Origin of the sequence: Burkholderia sp. Bp8984 (assembly GCF_003853755.1) — a bacterium.
In the GTDB taxonomy this organism is placed as follows: Bacteria; Pseudomonadota; Gammaproteobacteria; order Burkholderiales; family Burkholderiaceae; genus Burkholderia.
Genome location: NZ_QTQN01000011.1, coordinates 1 through 20449, shown reverse-complemented (window position 1 = coordinate 20449; position 20449 = coordinate 1). Strand labels below are relative to the sequence as shown.

Annotated in this window: 15 protein-coding genes; 4 read left to right on the top strand and 11 right to left on the bottom strand. The window is 68.2% G+C overall.

Going from position 1 to position 20449, the window contains the following annotated elements:
* Both otsA and DID98_RS13640 read right to left on the bottom strand, forming a co-directional pair.
* Complete coding sequence (gene otsA, locus DID98_RS13645; protein ID WP_044844592.1) at positions 1-1407, bottom strand: alpha,alpha-trehalose-phosphate synthase (UDP-forming); 1407 nt, start codon at positions 1405-1407, stop codon at positions 1-3.
* Between the two features lie 470 nt (positions 1408-1877).
* A complete protein-coding gene (locus tag DID98_RS13640) occupies positions 1878-3956 on the bottom strand; it encodes a TonB-dependent receptor (protein WP_260428069.1) in 2079 nt (692 codons plus the stop codon).
* Between the two features lie 411 nt (positions 3957-4367).
* Between DID98_RS13640 and adhP the strand changes: the two genes are divergently transcribed.
* Positions 4368-5396 (top strand): alcohol dehydrogenase AdhP, encoded by a 1029-nt coding sequence (adhP, locus tag DID98_RS13635; RefSeq protein ID WP_124570841.1) that lies wholly within the window; start codon positions 4368-4370, stop codon positions 5394-5396.
* Positions 5397-5460: 64 nt separating this feature from the next.
* Here adhP and DID98_RS13630 read toward each other — a convergent pair whose 3' ends face one another.
* From DID98_RS13630 to DID98_RS13615, 3 genes are all read right to left on the bottom strand, one after another.
* Positions 5461-6921: a sialidase family protein gene (locus tag DID98_RS13630; RefSeq protein WP_124570840.1), complete on the bottom strand. Its 1461-nt coding sequence runs from the start codon at positions 6919-6921 to the stop codon at positions 5461-5463.
* 459 nt (positions 6922-7380) lie between these two features.
* A complete protein-coding gene (locus DID98_RS13620; protein WP_124484736.1) occupies positions 7381-7812 on the bottom strand; it encodes a MarR family winged helix-turn-helix transcriptional regulator in 432 nt (143 codons plus the stop codon).
* Positions 7809-8726 (bottom strand): serine aminopeptidase domain-containing protein, encoded by a 918-nt coding sequence (locus DID98_RS13615; protein ID WP_044844586.1) that lies wholly within the window; start codon positions 8724-8726, stop codon positions 7809-7811. The genes DID98_RS13620 and DID98_RS13615 overlap by 4 nt, the downstream gene beginning before the upstream one ends.
* 301 nt (positions 8727-9027) lie before the next feature.
* On the opposite strand from DID98_RS13615, the gene DID98_RS13610 reads away from it, so the two are divergent.
* Both DID98_RS13610 and DID98_RS13605 read left to right on the top strand, forming a co-directional pair.
* On the top strand, positions 9028-9993 hold the full coding sequence (locus DID98_RS13610) for an ABC transporter substrate-binding protein (protein WP_124570839.1): 966 nt from the start codon (positions 9028-9030) through the stop codon (positions 9991-9993).
* A 52-nt stretch (positions 9994-10045) separates the two neighbouring features.
* Positions 10046-11146 (top strand): LLM class flavin-dependent oxidoreductase, encoded by a 1101-nt coding sequence (locus DID98_RS13605; RefSeq protein WP_124570838.1) that lies wholly within the window; start codon positions 10046-10048, stop codon positions 11144-11146.
* 151 nt (positions 11147-11297) lie between these two features.
* Here DID98_RS13605 and DID98_RS13600 read toward each other — a convergent pair whose 3' ends face one another.
* From DID98_RS13600 to DID98_RS13575, 6 genes are all read right to left on the bottom strand, one after another.
* Positions 11298-12230, bottom strand: coding sequence for an ABC transporter substrate-binding protein (locus DID98_RS13600; RefSeq protein WP_124570837.1), 933 nt, complete (start codon positions 12228-12230; stop codon positions 11298-11300).
* Between the two features lie 34 nt (positions 12231-12264).
* Positions 12265-14052, bottom strand: coding sequence for an amino acid ABC transporter permease/ATP-binding protein (locus DID98_RS36535; RefSeq protein ID WP_124484740.1), 1788 nt, complete (start codon positions 14050-14052; stop codon positions 12265-12267).
* Positions 14053-14111: 59 nt separating this feature from the next.
* Positions 14112-15470 (bottom strand): LLM class flavin-dependent oxidoreductase, encoded by a 1359-nt coding sequence (locus tag DID98_RS13590; RefSeq protein WP_124570836.1) that lies wholly within the window; start codon positions 15468-15470, stop codon positions 14112-14114.
* 7 nt (positions 15471-15477) lie between these two features.
* Positions 15478-16536, bottom strand: coding sequence for an LLM class flavin-dependent oxidoreductase (locus DID98_RS13585; protein WP_124484742.1), 1059 nt, complete (start codon positions 16534-16536; stop codon positions 15478-15480).
* Positions 16537-16576: 40 nt separating this feature from the next.
* A complete protein-coding gene (locus DID98_RS13580; protein WP_124570835.1) occupies positions 16577-17527 on the bottom strand; it encodes an ABC transporter substrate-binding protein in 951 nt (316 codons plus the stop codon).
* 62 nt (positions 17528-17589) lie between these two features.
* Complete coding sequence (locus DID98_RS13575) at positions 17590-18150, bottom strand: GNAT family N-acetyltransferase (RefSeq protein ID WP_124484744.1); 561 nt, start codon at positions 18148-18150, stop codon at positions 17590-17592.
* A 755-nt stretch (positions 18151-18905) separates the two neighbouring features.
* On the opposite strand from DID98_RS13575, the gene DID98_RS13570 reads away from it, so the two are divergent.
* A complete protein-coding gene (locus DID98_RS13570; protein WP_124570834.1) occupies positions 18906-20174 on the top strand; it encodes a M20 family metallopeptidase in 1269 nt (422 codons plus the stop codon).
* Positions 20175-20449: the final 275 nt, after the last annotated feature.

Genomic DNA, 20449 nt, shown 5'->3' with positions numbered 1-20449 from the left:
TCAGGACACGGTCGCGGCGGCGACTTCCGCGGCCTCGGCGAGCGCCTCGAGAAAGCGCGTACGCCACCAGTGCACGTCGGTCTTGCGCACGATCGCCATCAGCGCGTCGTGACGCTGGCGGCGTTCGTCGAGCGGCATCGTGAGCGCGCGCTGGATCGCCTGCGCGGTGCCCTGCGTGTCGTACGGATTGACGAGCAGCGCAGGCTTCAGCTGCTCGGCCGCGCCCGCGAAACGCGACAGCACGAGCACGCCCGGGTCGGCCTCGTCCTGCGCGGCGAGAAACTCCTTCGCGACCAGGTTCATCCCGTCGCGCAGCGGCGTGACGAGCGCGACGCGGCTCGCGCGGTAGAGGCCCGGCAAGCGCTTGCGCGCGACCGTGCGGTGGATGTAGCGCATCGGCATCCACTCGAGTTCGCCGTAATCGCCGTTGATCGCGCCGCACAGGCTGTCCATCTCGCGCCGCAGGTCGTCGTACGCGCCGAGATCCTCGCGGCTCGGCGCGGCGATCTGGATCAGCGTCGCGCGGTCGCGGTTCTCCGGATACTGTTCGAGCAGCTGACGGAACGCGTGCACGCGCTGCGGCAGCCCCTTCGTATAGTCGAGCCGGTCGACGCCGACGAGCAGCTGGCGGCGCGAATACTCGTCGCGCATCCGCTCGAACATGTCGATGCCGTCGCGATTCTCCGCGAGCGCCGTGAACTCGTCGACGTTGATGCCGATCGGAAACGCACCGGCCGACAACGTGCGGCCGAACGCGCGCAGGCGGCCGTCCGGCAGCCGCGCGGCGCCGGCTTCCGCCTCGACGTAGTGCTCGAAGTGAAGCAGGTCCGATTCGGTCTGGAAGCCGACGAGATCGTAGGCGAACAGCGAGCGCATCAGCCACTCGTGCTCCGGGATCGCGGCCATGATCGGCGGCGGCGGCATCGGAATGTGCAGGAAGAAACCGATCGGGTTCGTGCAGCCCGTCGCGCGCAGCTCGGCGGCGAGCGGAATCAGCTGGTAGTCGTGGACCCAGACGATATCGTCGGGGCGCAGCAACGTGCTCAGCTTGCGCGCGAACAGCTGGTTCACGCGCCGGTAACCGTCCGCGAAGCGGCGGTCGAACTGTGCGAGATCGAGGCGGTAGTGGAACACCGGCCACAGCACGTTGTTCGAGTAGCCGAGGTAGTACGCGTCGTAATCCTGCGGATCGAGATCGATCGTCGCGAGCTGGATGCCGCCGACGTTCTGGATCTGCACGTCTTCGCCGTGCGCGGGATGGTCGCCGTCGCCGCGCAGCCTGCCGCTCCACCCGAACCAGACGCCGCCCGATTCCTGCAGGCTGTCTTTCACGGCCACGGCAAGCCCGCCTGCCGCGGCCTTACGGGGATCTGCAATACGATTGGATACGACGACGAGTCGGCTCACCAGCTCTCCTGCGAATGGTTGGGGAAGGTTCGTGCGGCCAGGGCGTGAGGCGGACGCCGCCATCGACGCGTGGCGCGATGGGGCCGCGATACGAGCGGACGGGAATCAGGGCGCGCGATTCGCCGTCCGAACGTGGAGTGCTTTTTTTAGGATACTCGTCATTCGGCTGATTTAAAAGTGCATGACCGGGATCAATGATCCTGGCTATCGGTGCGATGCAGTGCGATGCGCGGCGTTCCGCGCGTTCGACCGGCAGGACCGGAAATTGCGTGGCGCTGCAGCGGCCGTGTGCGCAACGGAAGGTGGAGGGCCGGAGAAGGGCGAGCGAAGGCGAGGGCGATCGATCGTGTTCGGTCACGCCGGCGCGGTCGATCGCGACGGTTTCGATCGACGCAGGCTGGCTGCGCCGATCGATCATGGCGGGCGTTGGCGACGCGCGGGACGCGTGGCGCGAACGCACCGGCGCGCGATCAGAACGTCGTGCGCAGGCCGGCCATCACGCTGCGGCCGCCTTCCGGCGCGAAGCCGCGCACGACCGAGGTCGCATAGCGGATCTCCTGGTTCGTCAGGTTGTCGCCGCGCAGGTACGCGAGCCAGTGCGTCGCGCCGACACGGAACTTGTACGTCAGCATCACGCCAAGCGACGTGTAGCCGTCCGTCGGAAAGTCGTTGTCGGGCACACGATGCTGCGACCACGCGCGCGTGACCTGCGCGCGTGCGCCGAACGGGCCGTAGCCGTAGTCGGCCGCGAGCGTCACGCGCAGCGGCGCGATGCGCGGCAGCGGCTGGCCGGTGTCGACGTTGCGCGCATGCGTGTAGTCGGCGGTCAGTTCCAGGTCGACCGTATGGCCGCGCTGCGAGAACGCGCGCCATTTGCCGTCGAGTTCGACGCCATAGAACTCGGCGCGCACGCCGCGATAGATTGCTTCGTTGAGCGTATCACCGGCGCCGGGCGCGACCGGTTCGCCGTCGCCGTTCACGACGCGGCCCGTGTTGTACTCGGTCAGGTAGTTCGAGAAGCGGTTGTAGAACACGCCGACGCTGCCGCGGTTCGGGCCGCTCGCGTAGCGCAGCGACAGGTCGGTCGACACGGCTTTTTCCTTCGATGCGTTCGGGTTGCCGATCAGGAACTGGCCGGTCGCATCGTGCGGGCCGTTCGAGTACAGCTCGTAGAAGGTCGGCGCGCGCTCCGTGTAGGCGACGTTCGCCGCGACCGACCACACGGGCGTCAGCGAGAACAGCGCGCCGGCCGAGACGCTGCCGGCATTGAAGTCGCGCGGCTGCGCGAGCGCGAATTTCTCGACGCCGGCCGGATCGGGATCGACCTTCACGTGCTCGAAGCGCCCGCCGACGCTCAGCTTCAGCGCCGGGACGACCTGCCATTCCTCGAGACCGAACAGCGCGACGCTGTTCGTGCGCGTCGACGGCACGAGCGTTTCGTCGCCGAGTGCCGAGAACGTGTTCTGGCCGAACTGCACGCCGATCGCGCCTTCGAACGGGCCGATCCTGCGATGCCGCGCCTCGATGCGCGCTTCGTAGCCGCGGTTGCGGAAGGTGGTGGCGGTCTCGCCGTTGTCGACTTCCTTGTGGCGATAGTCGGTGTACGCGAAGTCGAACTTCAGCTTCGTGAACGGGCCGCTCAGGTTGCGTATCTCGGACGCGAACGCGAGCCGTTCCTGGCGCATCCGCAGGCGCACGTCGTCCTCGGCGACGGAGCCGTAGTTCGACTCGTAGCCGCTGTACGACAGGCCCGCGAAACCGTCGGCCCACGTGTACGACGCGCCGAGCGCGCCGCCATGCACGCGGCCGTCGCTGTTCGGCACGTTGCCGTACGGTTGCGGCGTATCGGGATCGTCGATCGCGCGTTGCTGGCTGCTGCGTGCGTAGCCGGGAATCCGCAGCTTGCTCGTTTCACGGTCGAACGCGTCGACATGGAACGCGAAGCGGCCGTTGCCGCCTTCGACCTGCGCCGCGCCCGCGCGCACCGAGTTCGCGCCGCCGTAGCGCGCGTCGAGCGCGCCCGTCACGCCTTCGATCGCTTCGCGCGGAATCCGGTTGTCGATCGTGTTGACGACGCCGCCGACCGCGTTGCCGCCGTACAGCAGCGCGGCCGGACCGCGCACGATCTCGACGCGCTCGATCGACAGCGGATCCTGCGGCACCGCGTGGTCGTACGACAGCGACGACGCGTCGTAGGCGGCGACGCCGTTCTGCAGCAGCCGGATCCGGTCGCCGTCCATCCCGCGGATGATCGGGCGGCCGACCATCGGCCCGTAGGTGGTGGTCGACACGCCGGGCAGGCCGTTGAGCGTCTCGCCGAGCGAATCGGCCTGGCGGCGCGTCAGCGCATCGCCGGACAGTTGCGCGGTCGGCGCGATCAGCTCGGTGTCGCCGAGCGGGTTCGCGGTCACGAAGATCGGCGCGAGCGGTGTGGTCTGTGGCGGCGAAGACGGGGCGGGCGTCTCGGCCTGCGCGTGCGCGACGGCGGCGAACAGCATCAGCGAAACGGGCGAGAGCGGGCGAAGCGGTAGACGAGGGAGGTCGCGCATGGTCGGTGAATCGGTTGGTATCGGATCGGAAAGCGAGCCATGCGGGTCAAGGCTGGATACGATATATTGTTGCATTCGCGGCGCGTAATGACCCGGTTGGATTGGACTCGGCGTAACCCGGCCACCGGGTTGAGAGGGTTTTAGGTGGACGAGGTCGCGAAATGATATGTTATATCATTTCAAATTCCAAGTGAAACGGCGGCATGCCGCAGGGTTTCCGACAAGCTGCGGAAACGGCGGCGAAAGCAGAGCCGGGCCGTCAAACCCGCGCCGGCACTGGTGGCCCACGCAATAGGTCTCGCGATGAATCTGTCACTGTCGCGCGCGTTTCCCGCTCCGTTGATACGCATCAAGTCGTTCCGGTTTCGAGCCCGGATACTGGCCCGGTCATCGACCAGACAGGAGCGACGCATGACTCAAACCATGAAGGCGGCGGTGGTCCACGCGTTCGGCGAACCGTTGCGCATCGAGGAGGTGCCGGTCCCGACGCCGGGCCCGGGCCAGATCCTCGTCAACATCAAGGCTTCGGGCGTCTGCCACACCGACCTGCACGCAGCCGACGGCGACTGGCCCGTGAAGCCGACGCTGCCGTTCATTCCCGGCCACGAAGGCGTGGGCGTCGTCGCGGCGGTCGGGGCGGGTGTCACGCACGTGCGCGAGGGAGACCGCGTCGGCGTGCCGTGGCTCTATACGGCATGCGGTCACTGCGAGTACTGCCACACCGGCTGGGAAACCCTTTGCCACGGGCAGCAGAACACCGGCTATTCGGTCAACGGCAGCTATGCGGAATACGTGCTGGCCGATCCCGACTACGTCGGCCATCTGCCCGCGCAGGTCGCGTTCGACGAGATCGCGCCGATCCTGTGCGCGGGCGTGACCGTCTACAAGGGCATCCGCGTCACCGACACGCGTCCGGGCCAGTGGCTCGCGATTTCGGGCATCGGCGGGCTTGGCCACGTGGCCGTGCAGTACGCGCGCGCGATGGGCCTGCACGTCGCGGCGATCGACGTGTCTCCCGCCAAACTCGCACTCGCGCGCGAACTGGGCGCCGAGCTGACGATCGATGCGTCGGCCGACGATCCGGCGAAGGTGATCCAGAAGGAGATCGGCGGCGCGCATGGCGTGCTGGTGACGGCCGTGTCGCGCAGCGCGTTCGCGCAGGTGCTCGGGATGGTGCGGCGCGGCGGCACGGTGGCGCTCAACGGCTTGCCGCCCGGCGACTTCCCGCTGCCGATCTTCTCGACGGTGCTGAACGGCATCACGGTGCGCGGCTCGATCGTCGGCACGCGGCGCGACCTGCAGGAATCGCTCGACTTCGCGGCGGACGGGCTGGTGCGCGCGCATATCCATCGCGACCGGCTCGGCAACATCAACGACATATTCGCGCGGCTGCGCGAAGGGAAAGTCGACGGTCGCATCGTGCTGACCGACATGCATTGACGCGCATTCGGGAGCGCTGCCGCGACGCAATGGACGTCGCGGCGGCGCTACGCTCACCCGCGCATCACGGCGCGAAGAACACGTCGGTGCGGTTCGTCAGGTTGCCCGCGTTGGTCTGGACGAAGAACGGATGGAAAGACGACGACGGCAGCACGTCGAGCCCCTGGTAATCGCCGATGAAGAAGCCTTCCGCATTCGGCGCGAGCTTCATGTCGAACGGGCCGCCGACGCGCCGCTCGTCCGCGAACGTGGTGCCGTTGTCGTGCGAGATCTTGCGCCAGAACCCGGTCGGCAGCGTCGTCGTATTGCCGGCCAGCAGGTCGCGGAAATCATAGTGGGTGACCATCACCGAGCCGGCATTGTCGACGCGCACCGACGGATTGAACGCGGGACGCCCGGTCGGCGTGTTCACTTGCAGCGGCGCGCTCCAGCTCGCGCCGCCGTCCTTCGACGTCGATAGCGCGATCTCGTCGTAGTTGCCGCCGTTGAAGCGGCTGTCCTGCCACACGACGTAGAGCTGCCCCGACGCCGGATCGATCGCCGGTTCCGGAATGATGTCGCCGGTGCGTACCGGTTCGCCGGTGTTCGGATCGGTCACGCCGACCGTCTGCAGCCCGGCGATCACCTGCGGTTTCGTCCAGGTCGCGCCGTCGTCGGTCGACTTGACGAACGCGACCTTGCCGGCCGCCTTGTTGAACGGCGGCTGGATCAGGTCGAAGAAGTCGTAGAGCGTGCCGGTCTTCGGATCGACGACGATCTGGTTGCCGATCGTCTGCTGGCGCGACGGCACGTTGACGATCACCTTCGCACGGCTCCACGTCTTGCCGCCGTCGAGCGTCTTCGAGAAGAACGTCGGCCCGCGGTATGCCTGCGTGTGCAGGTTCGCATACGGGTTGCCGTTCGGCAGTTCGAGGCGGTCCCACACCGCGTAGGCCGTGCCGGCCTTCACCGGGTTCGCCGTCACCGATTCCTTGTCGTTGAAGAACTGCGTCGTCGGTTCGTCGTTCGCGATCAGCACGGCCGGGCTGCTCCATGTCTGTCCGCCGTCGGTCGACACCGAGGCCGCGACCGCGTTGCTGTTGTTCGACTGGTTGAACGAGATCGATACCGAATACGCGGTGCCGTCCGGACCGAACGACACCCACGGATCGGACGCGCGCTCGTACTTGAGCCCGCCGGGCGCGCAGGCGCTGAACGGCTGCGGCGTGCGCGCCCAGGTCGCGCCGCCATCGAACGTATAGCCCGCGACGAGCCCGTGGGCGCCGCCGTTCGACCAGCGGTCCTGCTGCCACACGCCGATCATGTTGGTCGGGTTCGCGGGGTTGACCGACAGCCACGGTTCGACCTCGGCGTTCACGTAGTTCGTGCCGGGGCCGCCGATGGTGCAGGCGGCGAACGGGCTCGGGCCGGACACGACCACGGGATCGGCATGCGCGGCCGCGGCGGCGGCCATCGCCACGGCCATCGCGGCGGACAGGCGGGTGAGGCTGGGGACAAGCGAGTGGGACACGATCGTGCGTCGCATGGACTGCTCCTCGTTGACGTGCGGCGGCGATGGCGCGGCACGGCGGCACGACGCGCACCGGTACGCGCGGCAATAAATGCCGTGCCATGCGTCGGATCGTGTCGTTCAGGAAGCCGCCGCGGTCATCGCAATCCGCGTGTGCTGGATGCCGCCAGCACGTCGGTCAAGACACCTCTTCGTTTTCATTGCTTGTCGGGTGCGTCCAGGGTTGCGGACGCAACGGGAAGGCCAGGCCGTGCAGACGACGAATGCGTCGAAGTGGATTGCAATGTAGGCGATCGATATGCGGCGCGGCAGGCAATTTTTTGTAACAGTACGTAGCCGGAAAGCGTTGCCGAAGCAATGCCGCCGGAACGCAAAATTTGCCGCCTGAAAGTTCGGAAACCGAATTGAAAGCGCGAATCGAAATCGCTATCGATTACGCGGATTCGTGCCCATGCGGCGCGCCGCCGGCACGGTTCAGCGCTCGGCCGGAAAGCGGTCCTGCAATGCGTGCAGCCAGCGCGCGACGACGTCGAGTTCGGCGTCGGAAAAGCCGTCGCACAGCTTGCCGTTCAGCTCGCGCAGCGCTACGCGCGCGCGCTTGAGCGCCGCGTGTCCTTCGTCGGTCAGGAACAGTCGCGTTGCGCGCCCGTCGTCCGAATCGGCGTGACGCGCAAGCAGGCCGGCCTTCGCCATCCGGTCGGCGAGCCCCGTCATCGCGGACGGCGCCAGTTGCAGTGCCGCGCCGACTTCGCCGATCAGCGCGCCGTCCTGCCTCGCGAGGCAGAACAGCACGCCGGCCTGCGCGGCACTCGCGCGCGCATCGGTCTCGGCCTTGCGGTCGACCCAGCGCTGCACGCGCCGCTGGCCGATGGTCAACAGGAAAAACAGTCGTCGGTCTTCGCTCAAGCTCGGTTCCCGGCTGCAATGGAAAGGGACGGGCGACCCGCATCGCGCGGCGCGTCGAGCGCCTGCGCGAGCCAGTCGGCGACCGCGGGCCACAGCACCGTGCCTGGCCGGCTGCGGAAGAAGCCCATGTGTCCGACCGGCCCGCTGCCCGCGGCGTGCGGATCGATCTGGCGGCGTTCGACGGCCGCCCGGGTCAGGTAGCTTACCAGCAGGTCGATCGCGGGCGGGTTCGCCCACGGATCGTCGTCGAAGCCGAGCACGAGGATCGGCAGCTGCTGCTTCGAGAAGCGCTCGGCTGCGCCGAGCGTCGGATCGTCGAAGAAGTAGCGCGGCAGCGTGGTCCAGCGGCTCCATTCGCGGAACACGCCGGCCGGGAGGTCCTCGCCGAGGCCGAGCCGCTTGCCGGGCACGTACCCGAGCAGCGCGGACGCGAGCGGGCCGAGCACGCGCAGGATCAGCCGCACCTTCAGCCGCTCGGCCGCGCGGGCGATCAGCCGCGTGCTGCCCGCGTGCGCGGCGACGAGCACGGCCGCGCGCAGGTGCGCGGTGCCGGCCGACAGCCCGATCGCATGGCCGCCGACGCTATGCCCGACCGCCAGCAGCGGCAGCCCGTCGTGCGTAGCGCGCGCCCACGCGATTGCGGCGCCGACGTCGAGTTCGACCCAGTCGCGCATGCGGGCCTGCAGCGCGCTCAGCCGCGCGGGCCGCGACGCGCCGATGCCGCGATAGTTGTAGGTGAGCGCCGCGAAGCCGCGTTCGGTCAGGAAGCGCGCGAAGCCCGCGTAGAGCCGCTCCGGCACGGCGGTGGCCGGATGGATCAAGACCAGCGCGCGCGGCGGCGCGTCCGGCGACCACAGCGTGCCGCGCAGCGTGTAGCCGTCGGCGGCGGAAAACTCGATGGGTTCTGACGTCATGGCCGTCCTCGTTCCGGGTGGGTATTTCGTATGCGAAATATAGTCCGCCATGTATTTCGCGTGCGAAATATCTGTCGAGGGATCATTCGAACGGCGTCCCACGAAGCCCGGTGAGCGGGGGCGCTGCGTGGCGATCATTCCATAAAACATTTGCATATTTGCATAGCAGAATATTGCGTTTGTCTCATGAAGCGGAACGCCGTATCTTCACCAGTTCCATCCCGTCCGCCAGCCGTCGCGCCAGGCGGACCCAGGGGCGACGCCGTCGCGCGGCCGCCCGCCAACCTCCGGGGAGATCACGTTGTTGAGCCGAATCGTCACGGCGCTGCTGCTCGCGCTCGCCGCGCAGCCGGGCATCGCGAAAGACACCGTCACGCTGCGCGTCGGTGAACAGAACTACTTCAACATCCAGGCATCGATGGAGGCGTCCGGCGTGTTGAAGGACCTGCCTTATACGATCGAGTGGAAGCACTTCCAGGCCGCCGCGCCCGTCGCCGAAAGCCTGAACGGCAACGCGATCGACGTCGGCTTCCTCGGCGATTCTGCGCTGCTCACGCTGGCCGCGCGCGGCGCGCCGGTGAAAGTCGTCGCGGTGTCGCGGCAGAGCCTCGACGGCGTCGCGATCCTCGTGCCGAAGAACTCGCCGGTGCGCACCGTCGCCGACCTGCAGGGCAAGACGATTGCGGTCTGGCGCGGTGCGTGGAGCCAGCAGCTCGTGCTGCGCGCGCTCGAACACGATGGCCTGCGCGCGGATTCCGTCAAGTACGCGTACCTGATGCCGATCGATGCGACCAACGCGCTCGCGAACGGCTCGGTCGACGCCGTGTCGCTGTGGGAGCCGTTCGTCAGCACGCTCGCGCTGCGGCAGGGCGCCCGTCCCGTGACGACCGCGCAGGGCCTGATGCCCGCGCTCAGCTTCGTCGCCGCGAACGAGCAGGCGGCCACGGCCAGGCGCGCGGAGATCACCGATTTCCTGAAGCGCGTGGTGGCGGCACGCCAGTGGGTCGACAGTCATCCGCGCGAGTACGCGGACCTGTGGGCGAAGCGCGCGAAGCTGGAGCCGGACGTCGCGTACCGCTGGCTCAACAACGCGCACCAGCGCGTGGGCCCGGTCGACGACACGGCCGCGAAGGATGCGCAGAACATCGCCGACTTCCTGCACAAGGCCGGCGTGATTCCGGTCGCGTACGACACGGCGAAGCTGCTCGACCGCTCGTATGCGGGCGCGTTCGCGGCGCCCGCGCAGAAGACGGCCGCCGCGCAGTGAGCGTGCCGCAGCACGCAGCCATTTCCGATCGACGACAAGAAGGACCATCGACATGCCCGTCGACATCATCGGCATGATCACCGCGACGCCCGGCGCGGAGGTCGACGTACCGGGCGGGGCCGCCGTCCAGCCCGACTACGTGCGGCGCTTCGCGCAGGCGCACGAAGCCGCCGGCTTCGACCAGATCCTGGTCGGCCATTTCAGCAACGCGGCGGACGGCTTCATCGTCGCGTCGTTCGCGGCCGCCGCGACCGAACATATTCGCATCCTGCTCGCGCACCGGCCGGGCGTGATCGTGCCATCGGCCGCCGCGCGGCAGATCGCGACGCTCGACGTGTTCAGCGGCGGCCGGCTCGCATTGAACGTCGTGTCGGGCGGCGACGATGCCGATCTTCAGCGCGACGGCGATTTCGTGCCGCACGACGCGCGCTACCGCCGCACCGGCGAATATCTCGACGTGCTGAAACGCATCTGGCTGGCCGACACGCCGGTCGATCACGACGGCGAGTTCTATCGGCTGCATGGTGCGTCGCCGGTCGTGAAAGGCGCGCAGCAGCCGCACGTGCCGATCTATTTCGGCGGTTCGTCGCCGGCCGCGCTGGCCGTGGCCGGGCAGCACGCGGATGTCTACATGACGTGGGGCGAGCCGCTCGCGGCCGTGCGCGAGCAGATCGCGCGCGTGCGGGCCGCGGCAGGGCCGTTCGGACGCGCGCCGCGCATCAGCGTGTCGTTCCGGCCGATCGTCGCGGACACCGAAGCCGCCGCGTGGGAGAAGGCCGAGGCGATCCGCGCGCGCGTGCGCGCGGCGCGGCTCGCGAACGGCCAGCCGATCGACGGCCATGCGCCGCAGAACGCAGGGTCGCAACGCCTGATGGCCGCGGCCGCGCAGGGCGACGTGCTCGACGAGCGGTTGTGGATGGGCGTCGCGAACCTGACCGGCGCGCGCTGGAATTCGACCGCGCTCGTCGGCACGCCGGAACAGGTCGCGCGTGCGCTCGGTGCGTATTACGAACTCGGCGTATCGACGTTCCTGGTTCGCGGTTTCGATCCGCTCGACGATGCGCTGGATTACGGACGCAAGCTGATTCCTGCGATCCACGCGCACATCGCGGAACTCGACCACCATCGCGATCGCGCGGCGCTGACGGCGTAGGAAACGACGGCCCGCCCACGTCGGTTCGCCCCGGCCTCTTCTTTAAGGGATGCCGGGGCGATTTCATTTGCTGCGCGACCGATGCGCAGCTCGCCGTGTCGACGCAACGACGCGTCGGCACATCGACACATCGACACATCGACACATCGAATCAAAACGACGGCAATCCCGGCGGATTCGTCTCCGCGCGCGCGACCGCCTCGCTCTGCAACCCCCAGCGCGCCAGCGCCTGCCCGTAGCGGCCGTTGTCGATCAGCGCGTTCGTCGCGAGCGTCAGCGCCGGCGCGAGCCCGCTGCCGCGGCGCGTCGCGATCGCGACGTCCGCGTTCGCGGGCCAGCCCGCGTTGACGACGCCGACCCGCCGGATCTTGCCGTCGCGCGCGGCTTCGTACGCGAGCGACGCGTTCGGATTCAGCTCGGCATCGGCGCGGCCCGACAGCAGCGCGACGCGTGCCGCCGCATCGTCGTCGAAATAGAGCAGTTCGGTCGGCTTCAGCCCTTGCGCGACGTTGCGCCGGCTCCACTCGAGCAGGATGCGCTCCTGGCTCGTCCCCGCGCCCGTGATGACGCGCAGGCCGGCGACGTCCTTCGGTTCGGCGATCTTCGCGATCGGGCTCGCGGTGCGAACGTAGAAGCCGTGCAGCCCGAGCCGGTAGGTCGTGAAGTCGTATTTCTCCTTGCGCTTCTCGGTCACGCCGACGTTCGAGATCACCGCGTCGTACTTGCCCGACGTGAGCCCGAGCGGCCAGTCGGCCCATGCGATCGGCACCAGCACCAGCGTGCGGCCGAGCGCGTCGGCGACGAGCTGCGCATAGTCGGGATCGGCACCGACCACGGTGCGTGCGTCGGTCGCATAGGTCGATACCGGTGGCGCGTGCGGCGAGATCGCGACCGTGAAGGCCCCGTCGCGTACCCAGCGGTAGTTGCTTGCCGCGCGAATCGCCGCATCGTCGCGCGCTGCGCGGATCCGGCCGGCCTGGCGCGGATCGAGGTCCGCCGTCGCGGCGGCGGCCTCGGCCGCGTGCCACCGGAGGCCGGCGGCGGCCGCCAGCGTGGCGGTGATGAACTGGCGTCGGTCGATCATCGTCGGTTGCCTCGCAGGTCGTGGGCGGCGTGCATCAGAGCACCCGTGACAGGAACGCGCGTGTGCGCGGATGGGCCGGCGCGTCGAGCACGACGGCGGGCGGCCCCGACTCGACGATGCGGCCGCGCTCCATGAACAGCACGTTGTCCGCGACTTCGCGCGCGAAGCCGATCTCGTGCGTGACGATCACGAGCGTGGTGCCCGAGCGTGCGAGCTCCTTGATCACGTCGAGCACTTCGTTGACCAGTTCGGGATCGAGCGCCGACGTCGGCTCGTCGAACAGCAGCACCTTCGGGCGCAACGCGAGCGCGCGCGCGATCGCGACGCGCTGCTGCTGGCCGCCGGACAGCTGGCGCGGGTACGCATCGGCTTTATCGGCGAGGCCGACGCGCGCGAGCAGCGTGCGCGCGGTGCGTTCGGCGGCCTCGCGCGTGACGCCGCCGACGGCGACCGGCGCCTCGATCAGGTTCTCGAGCACCGTCAGGTGCGGAAACAGGTTGAAGTTCTGGAACACCATGCCGACCGCCGTGCGGCGCTTCAGCACGTCGCGCTCCTTCAACTCGTGCAGCACGTCGCCGTCGCGCCGATAGCCGATCAGCTCGCCGTCGATGTCGATGAAGCCGTCGTCGACGCGCTCGAGATGGTTGATGGTGCGCAGCAGTGTCGACTTGCCCGAACCGGACGGCCCGACGATCACCGTCACGCTGCCGCGCGGTGCGACGAACGACACGTTGTCGAGCACGCGCTGCATGCCGAACTGCTTCGATACGTTGTGCACGGCGACTTCGCCGCCGGTGCGCGGCACCGGAGCGGCCGCGGCGTCATCGTGGGCCGCCGCGCCGGTTGCCGTTGCGTTGCGCGCCGCCGCATGCCGCCACAGCGCACTGACGCGCGCCAGCACGAACGTCAGCGCCGACGGCGGCGGGTTGCGCAGCGCGCCGCGCGCATAGTGGCGCTCGACCTGTACCTGGATCGCGGACAGCACGGTCAGGATGATCAGGTACCAGACGGTCGCGACCATCAGCAGCGGAATCACTTCGAGATTGCGGCGATAGATCACCTGCACCGTGTAGAACAGCTCGGGCATCGCGAGCACGTAGACCATCGACGTGCCTTTCGCGAGCGAGATCAGGTCGTTGAACGCGGTCGGCAGGATCGCGCGCATCGCCTGCGGCAACACGATCCGCGTGGTCTGGCGGCCGCGCGGCAGGCCGAGCGCGGCGGCCGCTTCGAGCTGGCCCTGGTCGACCGCGAGAATGCCGCCGCGAATCACTTCCGCGGAAAACGCCGCGTGGTTCAGCGAGAGGCCGAGCACGGCCGCGAGGAACGGGCTGATCAGGTCGGTGGTCGGTGTGTCGAACCACACGATGTCGGTGAACGGCACGCCGAGCCGCACGTGTTCGTACAGGTAGCCGAGGTTGTTGAGGATCAGCAGCAGCACGATCAGTGGAATCGACCGGAACAGCCACACGAAGGTCCATGCGCTCGCCGCGAGCAGACGCGAGCGCGACAGCCGCGCCAGCGCGACGAACCCGCCTAGCGCGAAGCCGAACACCGCGCCGAGCAGCGTCAGCACCAGCGTGCGCGCGAGCCCGGACAGCACCGGCGGCGACAGGAACCACTCCGCGAACACCGGCCAGCCCCATTGCGGGTTGCCGAGGATCGAATACAGCACGAGTGCGATCAGCACGAGCGCGAGCACGGTGCCGACGGTGCGCGACCGGTGCCGGGCCGGCACGATCCGCAGGTGCGTGCCGGCGTCGCGGGCGCGGGAGGGGGAGAGCGGCGGCACTGCGCCGCCGAGATGGGTCGTGTCGCTCATGTCGGTGAGGGTCCTCGATCGAGTTGGCCGGAAGCGCCGCGCGAGGCGGCGCGTCGGCGTCACGCGTGCGCTTCGGCCGCGTCGTCCTGTTGCTGCACCGCGCCGGGCGCCGCATGGCGGCTCGCCTTGCGCGGTAGGCCGAGGTGGTCGCGCAGCGTGCTGCCCGGCAGGTCGCGGCTATAACGGCCGCGCGCCTCGAGTACCGGAATCACGAGGTCGATGAAGTCGTCGACGCCCTGCGCCTGTACCGGGAAGCCGAGGATGAAGCCGTCGCCGGAACCGGCGTCGTGCCAGCGGATCAGCTCGTCGGCGACGTGCTCGGCCGTGCCGATGAAGTTCGGGCGCGGCGTCGCGACGGCGAGCGCAGTCTCGCGCAGCGTGAGGTGCTTGCGCTTCGCGTCGGCCTTGATCCGGTCGGTGGTCGAGCGGAAGCTGTTGCGGCCGATGTCGCCGAGCTCGGGGAACGGCGCATCGAGCGCGTACTGCGTGAAATCGTGGTGATCGAAATAGCGGCCGAGATACGCGAGCGCTTCGTCGATCGTCAGCAGGTCGCGGATCGCCTGGTATTTGTCTTCCGCCTCGGCGGCCGTGCGGCCGACGATCGGCCCGATGCCCGGGAAGATCTTCACGTCGCCGGGCTGCCGCCCGTGCTCGACCGCGCTTTGCTTCACGCGCCGTGTGAACGCGGCCGTTTCGTCGAGCGACGGCGAGTGCGTGAACACGGCGTCCGCGTACTTGCCCGCGAGCCCGATGCCGGTGTCGGACGAGCCGGCCTGGAAGATCACCGGCTGCCCCTGCGGCGAGCGCTGGATGTTCAGCGGGCCGGCGACCTGGAAGAAGCGGCCGTGGTGATCGAGCGTGTGGAGCTTGTCGCGATCGAAGAAGCGACCGGTCGCGCGATCGCGCACGAACGCGTCGTCGTCCCAGCTATCCCACAGCCCCTGCACGACCTCGAGGTATTCGTCGGCGATCTCGTAGCGCAACTCGTGATCGGGATGCGCCTTGCCGAAATTCTTCGCGGTGCCTTCGAGCGGCGTCGTCACGACGTTCCAGCCCGCGCGCCCGCCGCTGATCGTGTCGAGCGACGCGAGTTGGCGCGCGACCGTGAACGGCTCGCTGTACGACGTCGAGATCGTGCCCGCGAGGCCGATCTTCTTCGTCGCGACCGCGAGCGCTGACAGCACGGTGAGCGGCTCGAAGCGGTTCAGGAAGTGCGGGATCGACTTCTCGTTGATGTAGAGGCCGTCCGCGACGAACGCGAACGCGATGCCGGCGGCTTCCGCCTTGCGCGCGATGCCGATCGCGAAGTCGAGGTTGATGCTCGCGTCCGGCGGGTTGCTCGGGTGCCGCCATGCGTTCATGTGGCTGCCTGCGCCTTGCAGCATCAGGCCGAAGGGAATCGATCGTCGGGTCGTCATGGGCGCGTCACGCGTTCTGGTCGGGGGAAAGGGAGCGAAGGGAGCGGTCGGCCGCGAGGGCCGCCTGCACGGGGGTGATCGACTGCGCGCCGCCGAGCCATTCGGCCGACGCGAGCCGTGCCGCGTAATCGGTCACCGGCGAGTCGATCACGAACGCGTCGACGTCGAGCCGCCGGCTCAGCGCGTCGAGCGCGCGGTGGATTCGCTCGGGCGTATCGGCCAGCACGGTCGGGCGCAACTCGTCGATCCGGTAGTCGGACGCGCCGCTTTGCCGCGCAAATTCGGCCGCGGCCTGCGCGCTCGGCAGGTTGAAGCTCTGGCCGCCGGCGAACTGCAGCTTGAAGATCTTCAGCGGCCCGATCAGTCGCTCGGCCTCCTCGCGGGTCGGCGCGGCGACCGCGTACAGCGCGACGAGCGCTCGCGTGCCGCCTGCGTCGCGGTAGGCGGCGAGCGAGCGTTCGAGGTTCGCGTCGTCGCCGTTGAAGTGCCCCGCGTAGCAGAAGCGCCAGCCGTGTCGGGCGGCGAGCGCACCGCTGTCGGGCGAGCCGCCGAGCAGGATGCGCTCCGGCGCGTGCGGTGGCACCGGCATCGCGACCGCGCCGGCGAGCGGATGATCTTCGGCGACGCCCCAGCCCAGGAACGCATCGAGTTCGGCGAGCTGGCCCGCGAAGCCGGGCTTCTTCGCCTTGTCGTGAAACCACTGCAGCGCGCGCGTGGTCAGCGGCAGCCCGCCGGGCGCCTTGCCGACGCCGAGATCGACGCGGCCCGGCCCGAGCGCGGCGAGCAGCTTGAAGGTTTCGGCGACCTTGAACGGGCTGTAGTGCTGCAGCATCACGCCGCCCGAACCGATGCGAATGCGCGACGTGTGCGCGAGCAGGTGCGCGACGACGATCTCGGGCGCGGAGCTCGCGAAGCCGGGCGCGCCGTGATGCTCGGCGACCCAGAAGCGCTCGTAGCCGAGCTGTTCGGCGCGCTGCGCGAGGGTCGTCGTGAAGCGCAGCGCGTCGGCGGCGGTCGCGCCGTCGGCGATCGGACTCTTGTCCAGCAATGAAAGCGAGTAAGCCATGGTGTTCGGCGTTCCTGCGAAGGCGTGAAGGGGCCGGCGCTCAGCTCTTCGGCAAACCCGGCGGATTCGTGCGCGACTGGTCGATCGCTTCGGACGCGAGGTTCCAGCGGTCGAGGATCTGCTGATAGCGGCCGTTCTTGATCAACCCGTTCAGCGCGACCGTCAGCGGATCGGCGAGCCCGCTGCCGCGGCGCGTCGCGATCGCGATGTCGGCCGTGCGCGGCCAGCCGCCGCTGATCGCGCCGACGAGCCGTGTCTTGCCCTGCTGCGCGCTCTGGTACGCGAGCACCGAGTTCACGCTGAACACGGCATCGGCGCGGCCCGACTGCACGGCGACGATCCGCATCGCCTGGTCGTCGTAGTACTGCACCTGCACCGGTTTCAGGCCGTGCGCGACGTTCTCGCGGTCCCACGCGAGCAGGATCTTTTCCTGGTTGGTGCCGGCGTCGGTCACGATGCGCAGCCCCGCGACGTCCTTCGGCTCGCGGATCGACTGGATCTTGCTGTCGTTGCGCACGTAGAAGCCGACCTGGTCCTTGCGGTAGGTCGAGAAATCGAACTTCTGCTTGCGCTCCTCGGTGACGGTGACGTTCGAGATCACGGCGTCGACCTTCCCCGATTCGAGCGCGAGCGGCCAGTCGGCCCATGCGAGCGGGACGATCTTCAGCTTGCGGCCGAGGCTGTCGGACACCAGTTGGCCGACGTCCGCGTCGAAGCCGATCACCGTGCGCGCGTCGGTCGCATACGTGCTGATCGGCGGCAGGCTCGGCGCGACGCCGATGGTCAGCGTGCCGGCTTCGGCGAACTTGAACGACGCGGGCACCGCGCGCTCGACGGCCGCATCGGCCGTGCCGCGCGGGCGGCCGCGCTGCTCGGGGCTCAGGTCGAAGGTCGCGGCGGCCGCGGCGGCCGCGGCGATCGCGGTCACGCCGATCAGCGCGGCGGCCAGGGTGCGGAGCGCACGCGGCGTGAAGGGTACGGCTCGTTGCATGGATGCGTCCTTGTTGTGTTGTCGTCGGGAGCGAGGGAGCGGAATCGGATGGTGCGATGCGTTCAGCGCGGCAGCACCGCTTCGGGCAGTGGCGCCCACAGGTCCGCGAGCGTCGACGTGCGCGACGGATCGGCGAGATCCTTGCCGAAGCGCAGGTGGAAATACGCTTCGGGGTCGATCGACGAATCGAACAGCCGCGTATAGCCGGTGCGGTCGTACAGGGCCCACGCTTCGGGCTGGCGAAAACCGGTGGTCAGGTACACGCGCCGATAGCCCTGCTGCGCGGCGCGCAGTTCGAGCGCGTCGACGATCAGGCGCGCGAGCCCCTGGCGGCGCAGGTCCGCGCGGGTCCAGATGCGTTTGAGTTCGGCGGTCTGCGCGTCGTAGCGCTTGAATGCGCCGCCGCCGATCGTCTCGCCGTCGCGCAGCAGCAGCACGAACGCGCCTTCGGGCGGCGCGAACAGCTCGGCCGGGTAGCGCGCGAGTTCGTCGCGTGCGGACGCGCGGCTGTCGGGGCGGTACGCGTCGTAGCGCGTCGCGTATTCGTCGATCAGCGCGTCGATCAACGGCTGGGCGCGGACGTCGAGCGGCGTCGTGTCGATGATGCGGTCGTTCGTGGCCATGGGCATCGCGAAGGGCGCGCGATGCGGACGTTCCTGGCGGGGGCGGGGCACATCGCCCGGCCGGTCTGTTCCGTTATCGCGACGCGGTTGTCGTGATGACGGCGGCCGCGGTGCTTCCTGCGCTGCATCCGGCGTGCCGCCGCCGTTTCGAACACGTTAGCGGCGTGGGCGGCAAAGGCGAACGAAGCAATTTCGATAAGGATTTCGCGGGGGGCGTCAGAAGGCTTGCAGGGGGAGTGGGGTGGGGAGGCGATCGAGAGTAGTGCGGAGCCGAGCCAGTTCGATGTGTGTGCAATACATATGAATGCCGTGGGTTTGCACGCTGTTATTGCTCGATGTTCTATCGGTATTGCCGATTTGGGGGGCGAAAAGGTTTGGCAGGAAGCGGCAAATCAGCCAGAACGAGTCATACGCCGTCTCGCCGAGCCGGACCTGCGGGCGACCGCTTTGTCTTATGAATCGACAGGACCTTCCGGATTGCCGCTATCGAGACTATGGTTCTCTTCTAGTCCTGTCCCGCTTCGGGCAGCAGGCGACTTGACGGAAACGTAATACGAAGTGCCAGGGTAGAGCGGGCTCGCCCGGATGTTCCGTGTTTCCCCCCTGTCGCATGCATCGGACTAGTCGGCGGATTGCGTACCGCGCTCCTGCCGCCGTGTCGCCAGATCGGGCGCAAGCGCTGCCACGCTTCAACGACGGCCGACGCGTGCGATGCAACATCGGCCCCCGCAACGAACCATTTGAAAGGATCGATCATGCCTGCATTGGTGGAAGCGACCAAGGACGCCATCGAAAGCCTCCTGCCCGAGCTCGAAGCGATCTACAAGGACCTGCACGAGCATCCCGAACTGTCGATGCAGGAAGTGCGCACCGCACGTATTGCAGCCGATTATCTCGAAAATGTCGGCTATGACGTTACGCGGGGTGTCGGCGTGACCGGCGTCGTGGCGATGTTACGCAACGGCGACGGTCCGACTGTAATGTTGCGCGCCGACATGGATGCGCTTCCGATGGAAGAAGCGACCGGATTGCCATATGCCAGCACGGCGAGGGCGAAGGACGAGGATGGCCTCGAAGTGGGCGTCGCGCACTCGTGCGGCCACGACATGCACGTGGCCTGGCTGATGGGTGTGGCGCACCTGATGGCTGCGCACCGGGACGCCTGGCGCGGAACGCTGATGGCGGTCTTTCAGCCGGGCGAGGAAGTGGCGCGCGGCGCCCGCAGCATGATTGACGACGGCATGGCCGAACGCTTCCCGAAGCCTGACGTGATCCTTGGCCAGCACGTCATGGTTGGCGCGGCGGGCACGGTCGGCTATCGGAGCGGCACGATTCTTTCGGCGGGCGACAGTTTGAAGGTGAGGCTGTTTGGACGCGGTTCGCACGGATCGCAGCCACAAACCTCGATCGATCCGGTCATCATGGCGGCTTCGACGACGCTCCGTCTGCAGACGATCGTATCGCGGGAAATCTCCCCGCGCGATAGTGCGGTGCTGACGATCGGTGCGCTGCAGGCGGGAACGAAAGAGAACATTATCCCCGACGACGCGACGCTCAAGCTCAACATGCGCACATTCGACGAAGACGTGCGCGAATACATGCTGGGTGCGATCCGTCGCATCTGTTGCGCGGAATGCATGGCCTCCAACGCACCACGCGAGCCCGAATTCACGACGCTCTCGAGCTATCCGCTGACGATCAACGACGCGCAGACAAGCGAGCGTGTGCGGGAGGCATTCGAAGCGCACTTTGGCGAGCGCGCCTACGAAACGCCCCCGGCAGCAGCGAGCGAGGACTTCAGCGTATTCGGGCGCGAATGGGGCGTGCCATATGGGTTCTGGTTCATCGGCGGGACCGATCCGGATACATTTGGAAAGGCGTTGGCGGAGAAAAAGCTCAACGAGATTCCCAGCAATCATTCGCCGAAGTTCGCGCCGGTACTCGACCCGACGCTGCGTACGGGGCTGGAAGCGATGCTATGCGCGGCAGGGGCGTGGCTCGACAAGCGAGATGCATCGGCGTGACTTCGCACGCCGGCACGGTGACCATGCGTCGAATCCACGTACAGCAGGAAGTTTGATAGCTTTGAGGCAAGCCCGATTTCCGTCCCGGTCTTGCTTGGAAAATCCCGGCTCTTCAGGGCGGGCCGGATCGGTCCGATCGGTGCACTGACGTGTATAAGACTGGACCAAACCAAGCAGACAGTGTCAGGTTGTCTGGCTCAGTTCGGCCACTTCCGGACGTTCGTCGAGTCGGGAAAGTTGCCGTTGGAATGGCTGCATTACTCCGGAACCTGACG

Excerpts from the sequence above, each read along its gene's own strand:
- DID98_RS13640 (WP_260428069.1), bottom strand. The coding sequence starts at position 3,956 with ATGCGCGACCTCCCTCGTCTACCGCTTCGCCCGCTCTCGCCCGTTTCG.
- adhP (WP_124570841.1), top strand. The coding sequence starts at position 4,368 with ATGACTCAAACCATGAAGGCGGCGGTGGTCCACGCGTTCGGCGAACCG.
- DID98_RS13630 (WP_124570840.1), bottom strand. The coding sequence starts at position 6,921 with ATGCGACGCACGATCGTGTCCCACTCGCTTGTCCCCAGCCTCACCCGC.
- DID98_RS13615 (WP_044844586.1), bottom strand. The coding sequence starts at position 8,726 with ATGACGTCAGAACCCATCGAGTTTTCCGCCGCCGACGGCTACACGCTG.
- DID98_RS13605 (WP_124570838.1), top strand. The coding sequence starts at position 10,046 with ATGCCCGTCGACATCATCGGCATGATCACCGCGACGCCCGGCGCGGAG.
- DID98_RS13600 (WP_124570837.1), bottom strand. The coding sequence starts at position 12,230 with ATGATCGACCGACGCCAGTTCATCACCGCCACGCTGGCGGCCGCCGCC.
- DID98_RS36535 (WP_124484740.1), bottom strand. The coding sequence starts at position 14,052 with ATGAGCGACACGACCCATCTCGGCGGCGCAGTGCCGCCGCTCTCCCCC.
- DID98_RS13590 (WP_124570836.1), bottom strand. The coding sequence starts at position 15,470 with ATGACGACCCGACGATCGATTCCCTTCGGCCTGATGCTGCAAGGCGCA.
- DID98_RS13585 (WP_124484742.1), bottom strand. The coding sequence starts at position 16,536 with ATGGCTTACTCGCTTTCATTGCTGGACAAGAGTCCGATCGCCGACGGC.
- DID98_RS13580 (WP_124570835.1), bottom strand. The coding sequence starts at position 17,527 with ATGCAACGAGCCGTACCCTTCACGCCGCGTGCGCTCCGCACCCTGGCC.
- DID98_RS13575 (WP_124484744.1), bottom strand. The coding sequence starts at position 18,150 with ATGGCCACGAACGACCGCATCATCGACACGACGCCGCTCGACGTCCGC.
- DID98_RS13570 (WP_124570834.1), top strand. The coding sequence starts at position 18,906 with ATGCCTGCATTGGTGGAAGCGACCAAGGACGCCATCGAAAGCCTCCTG.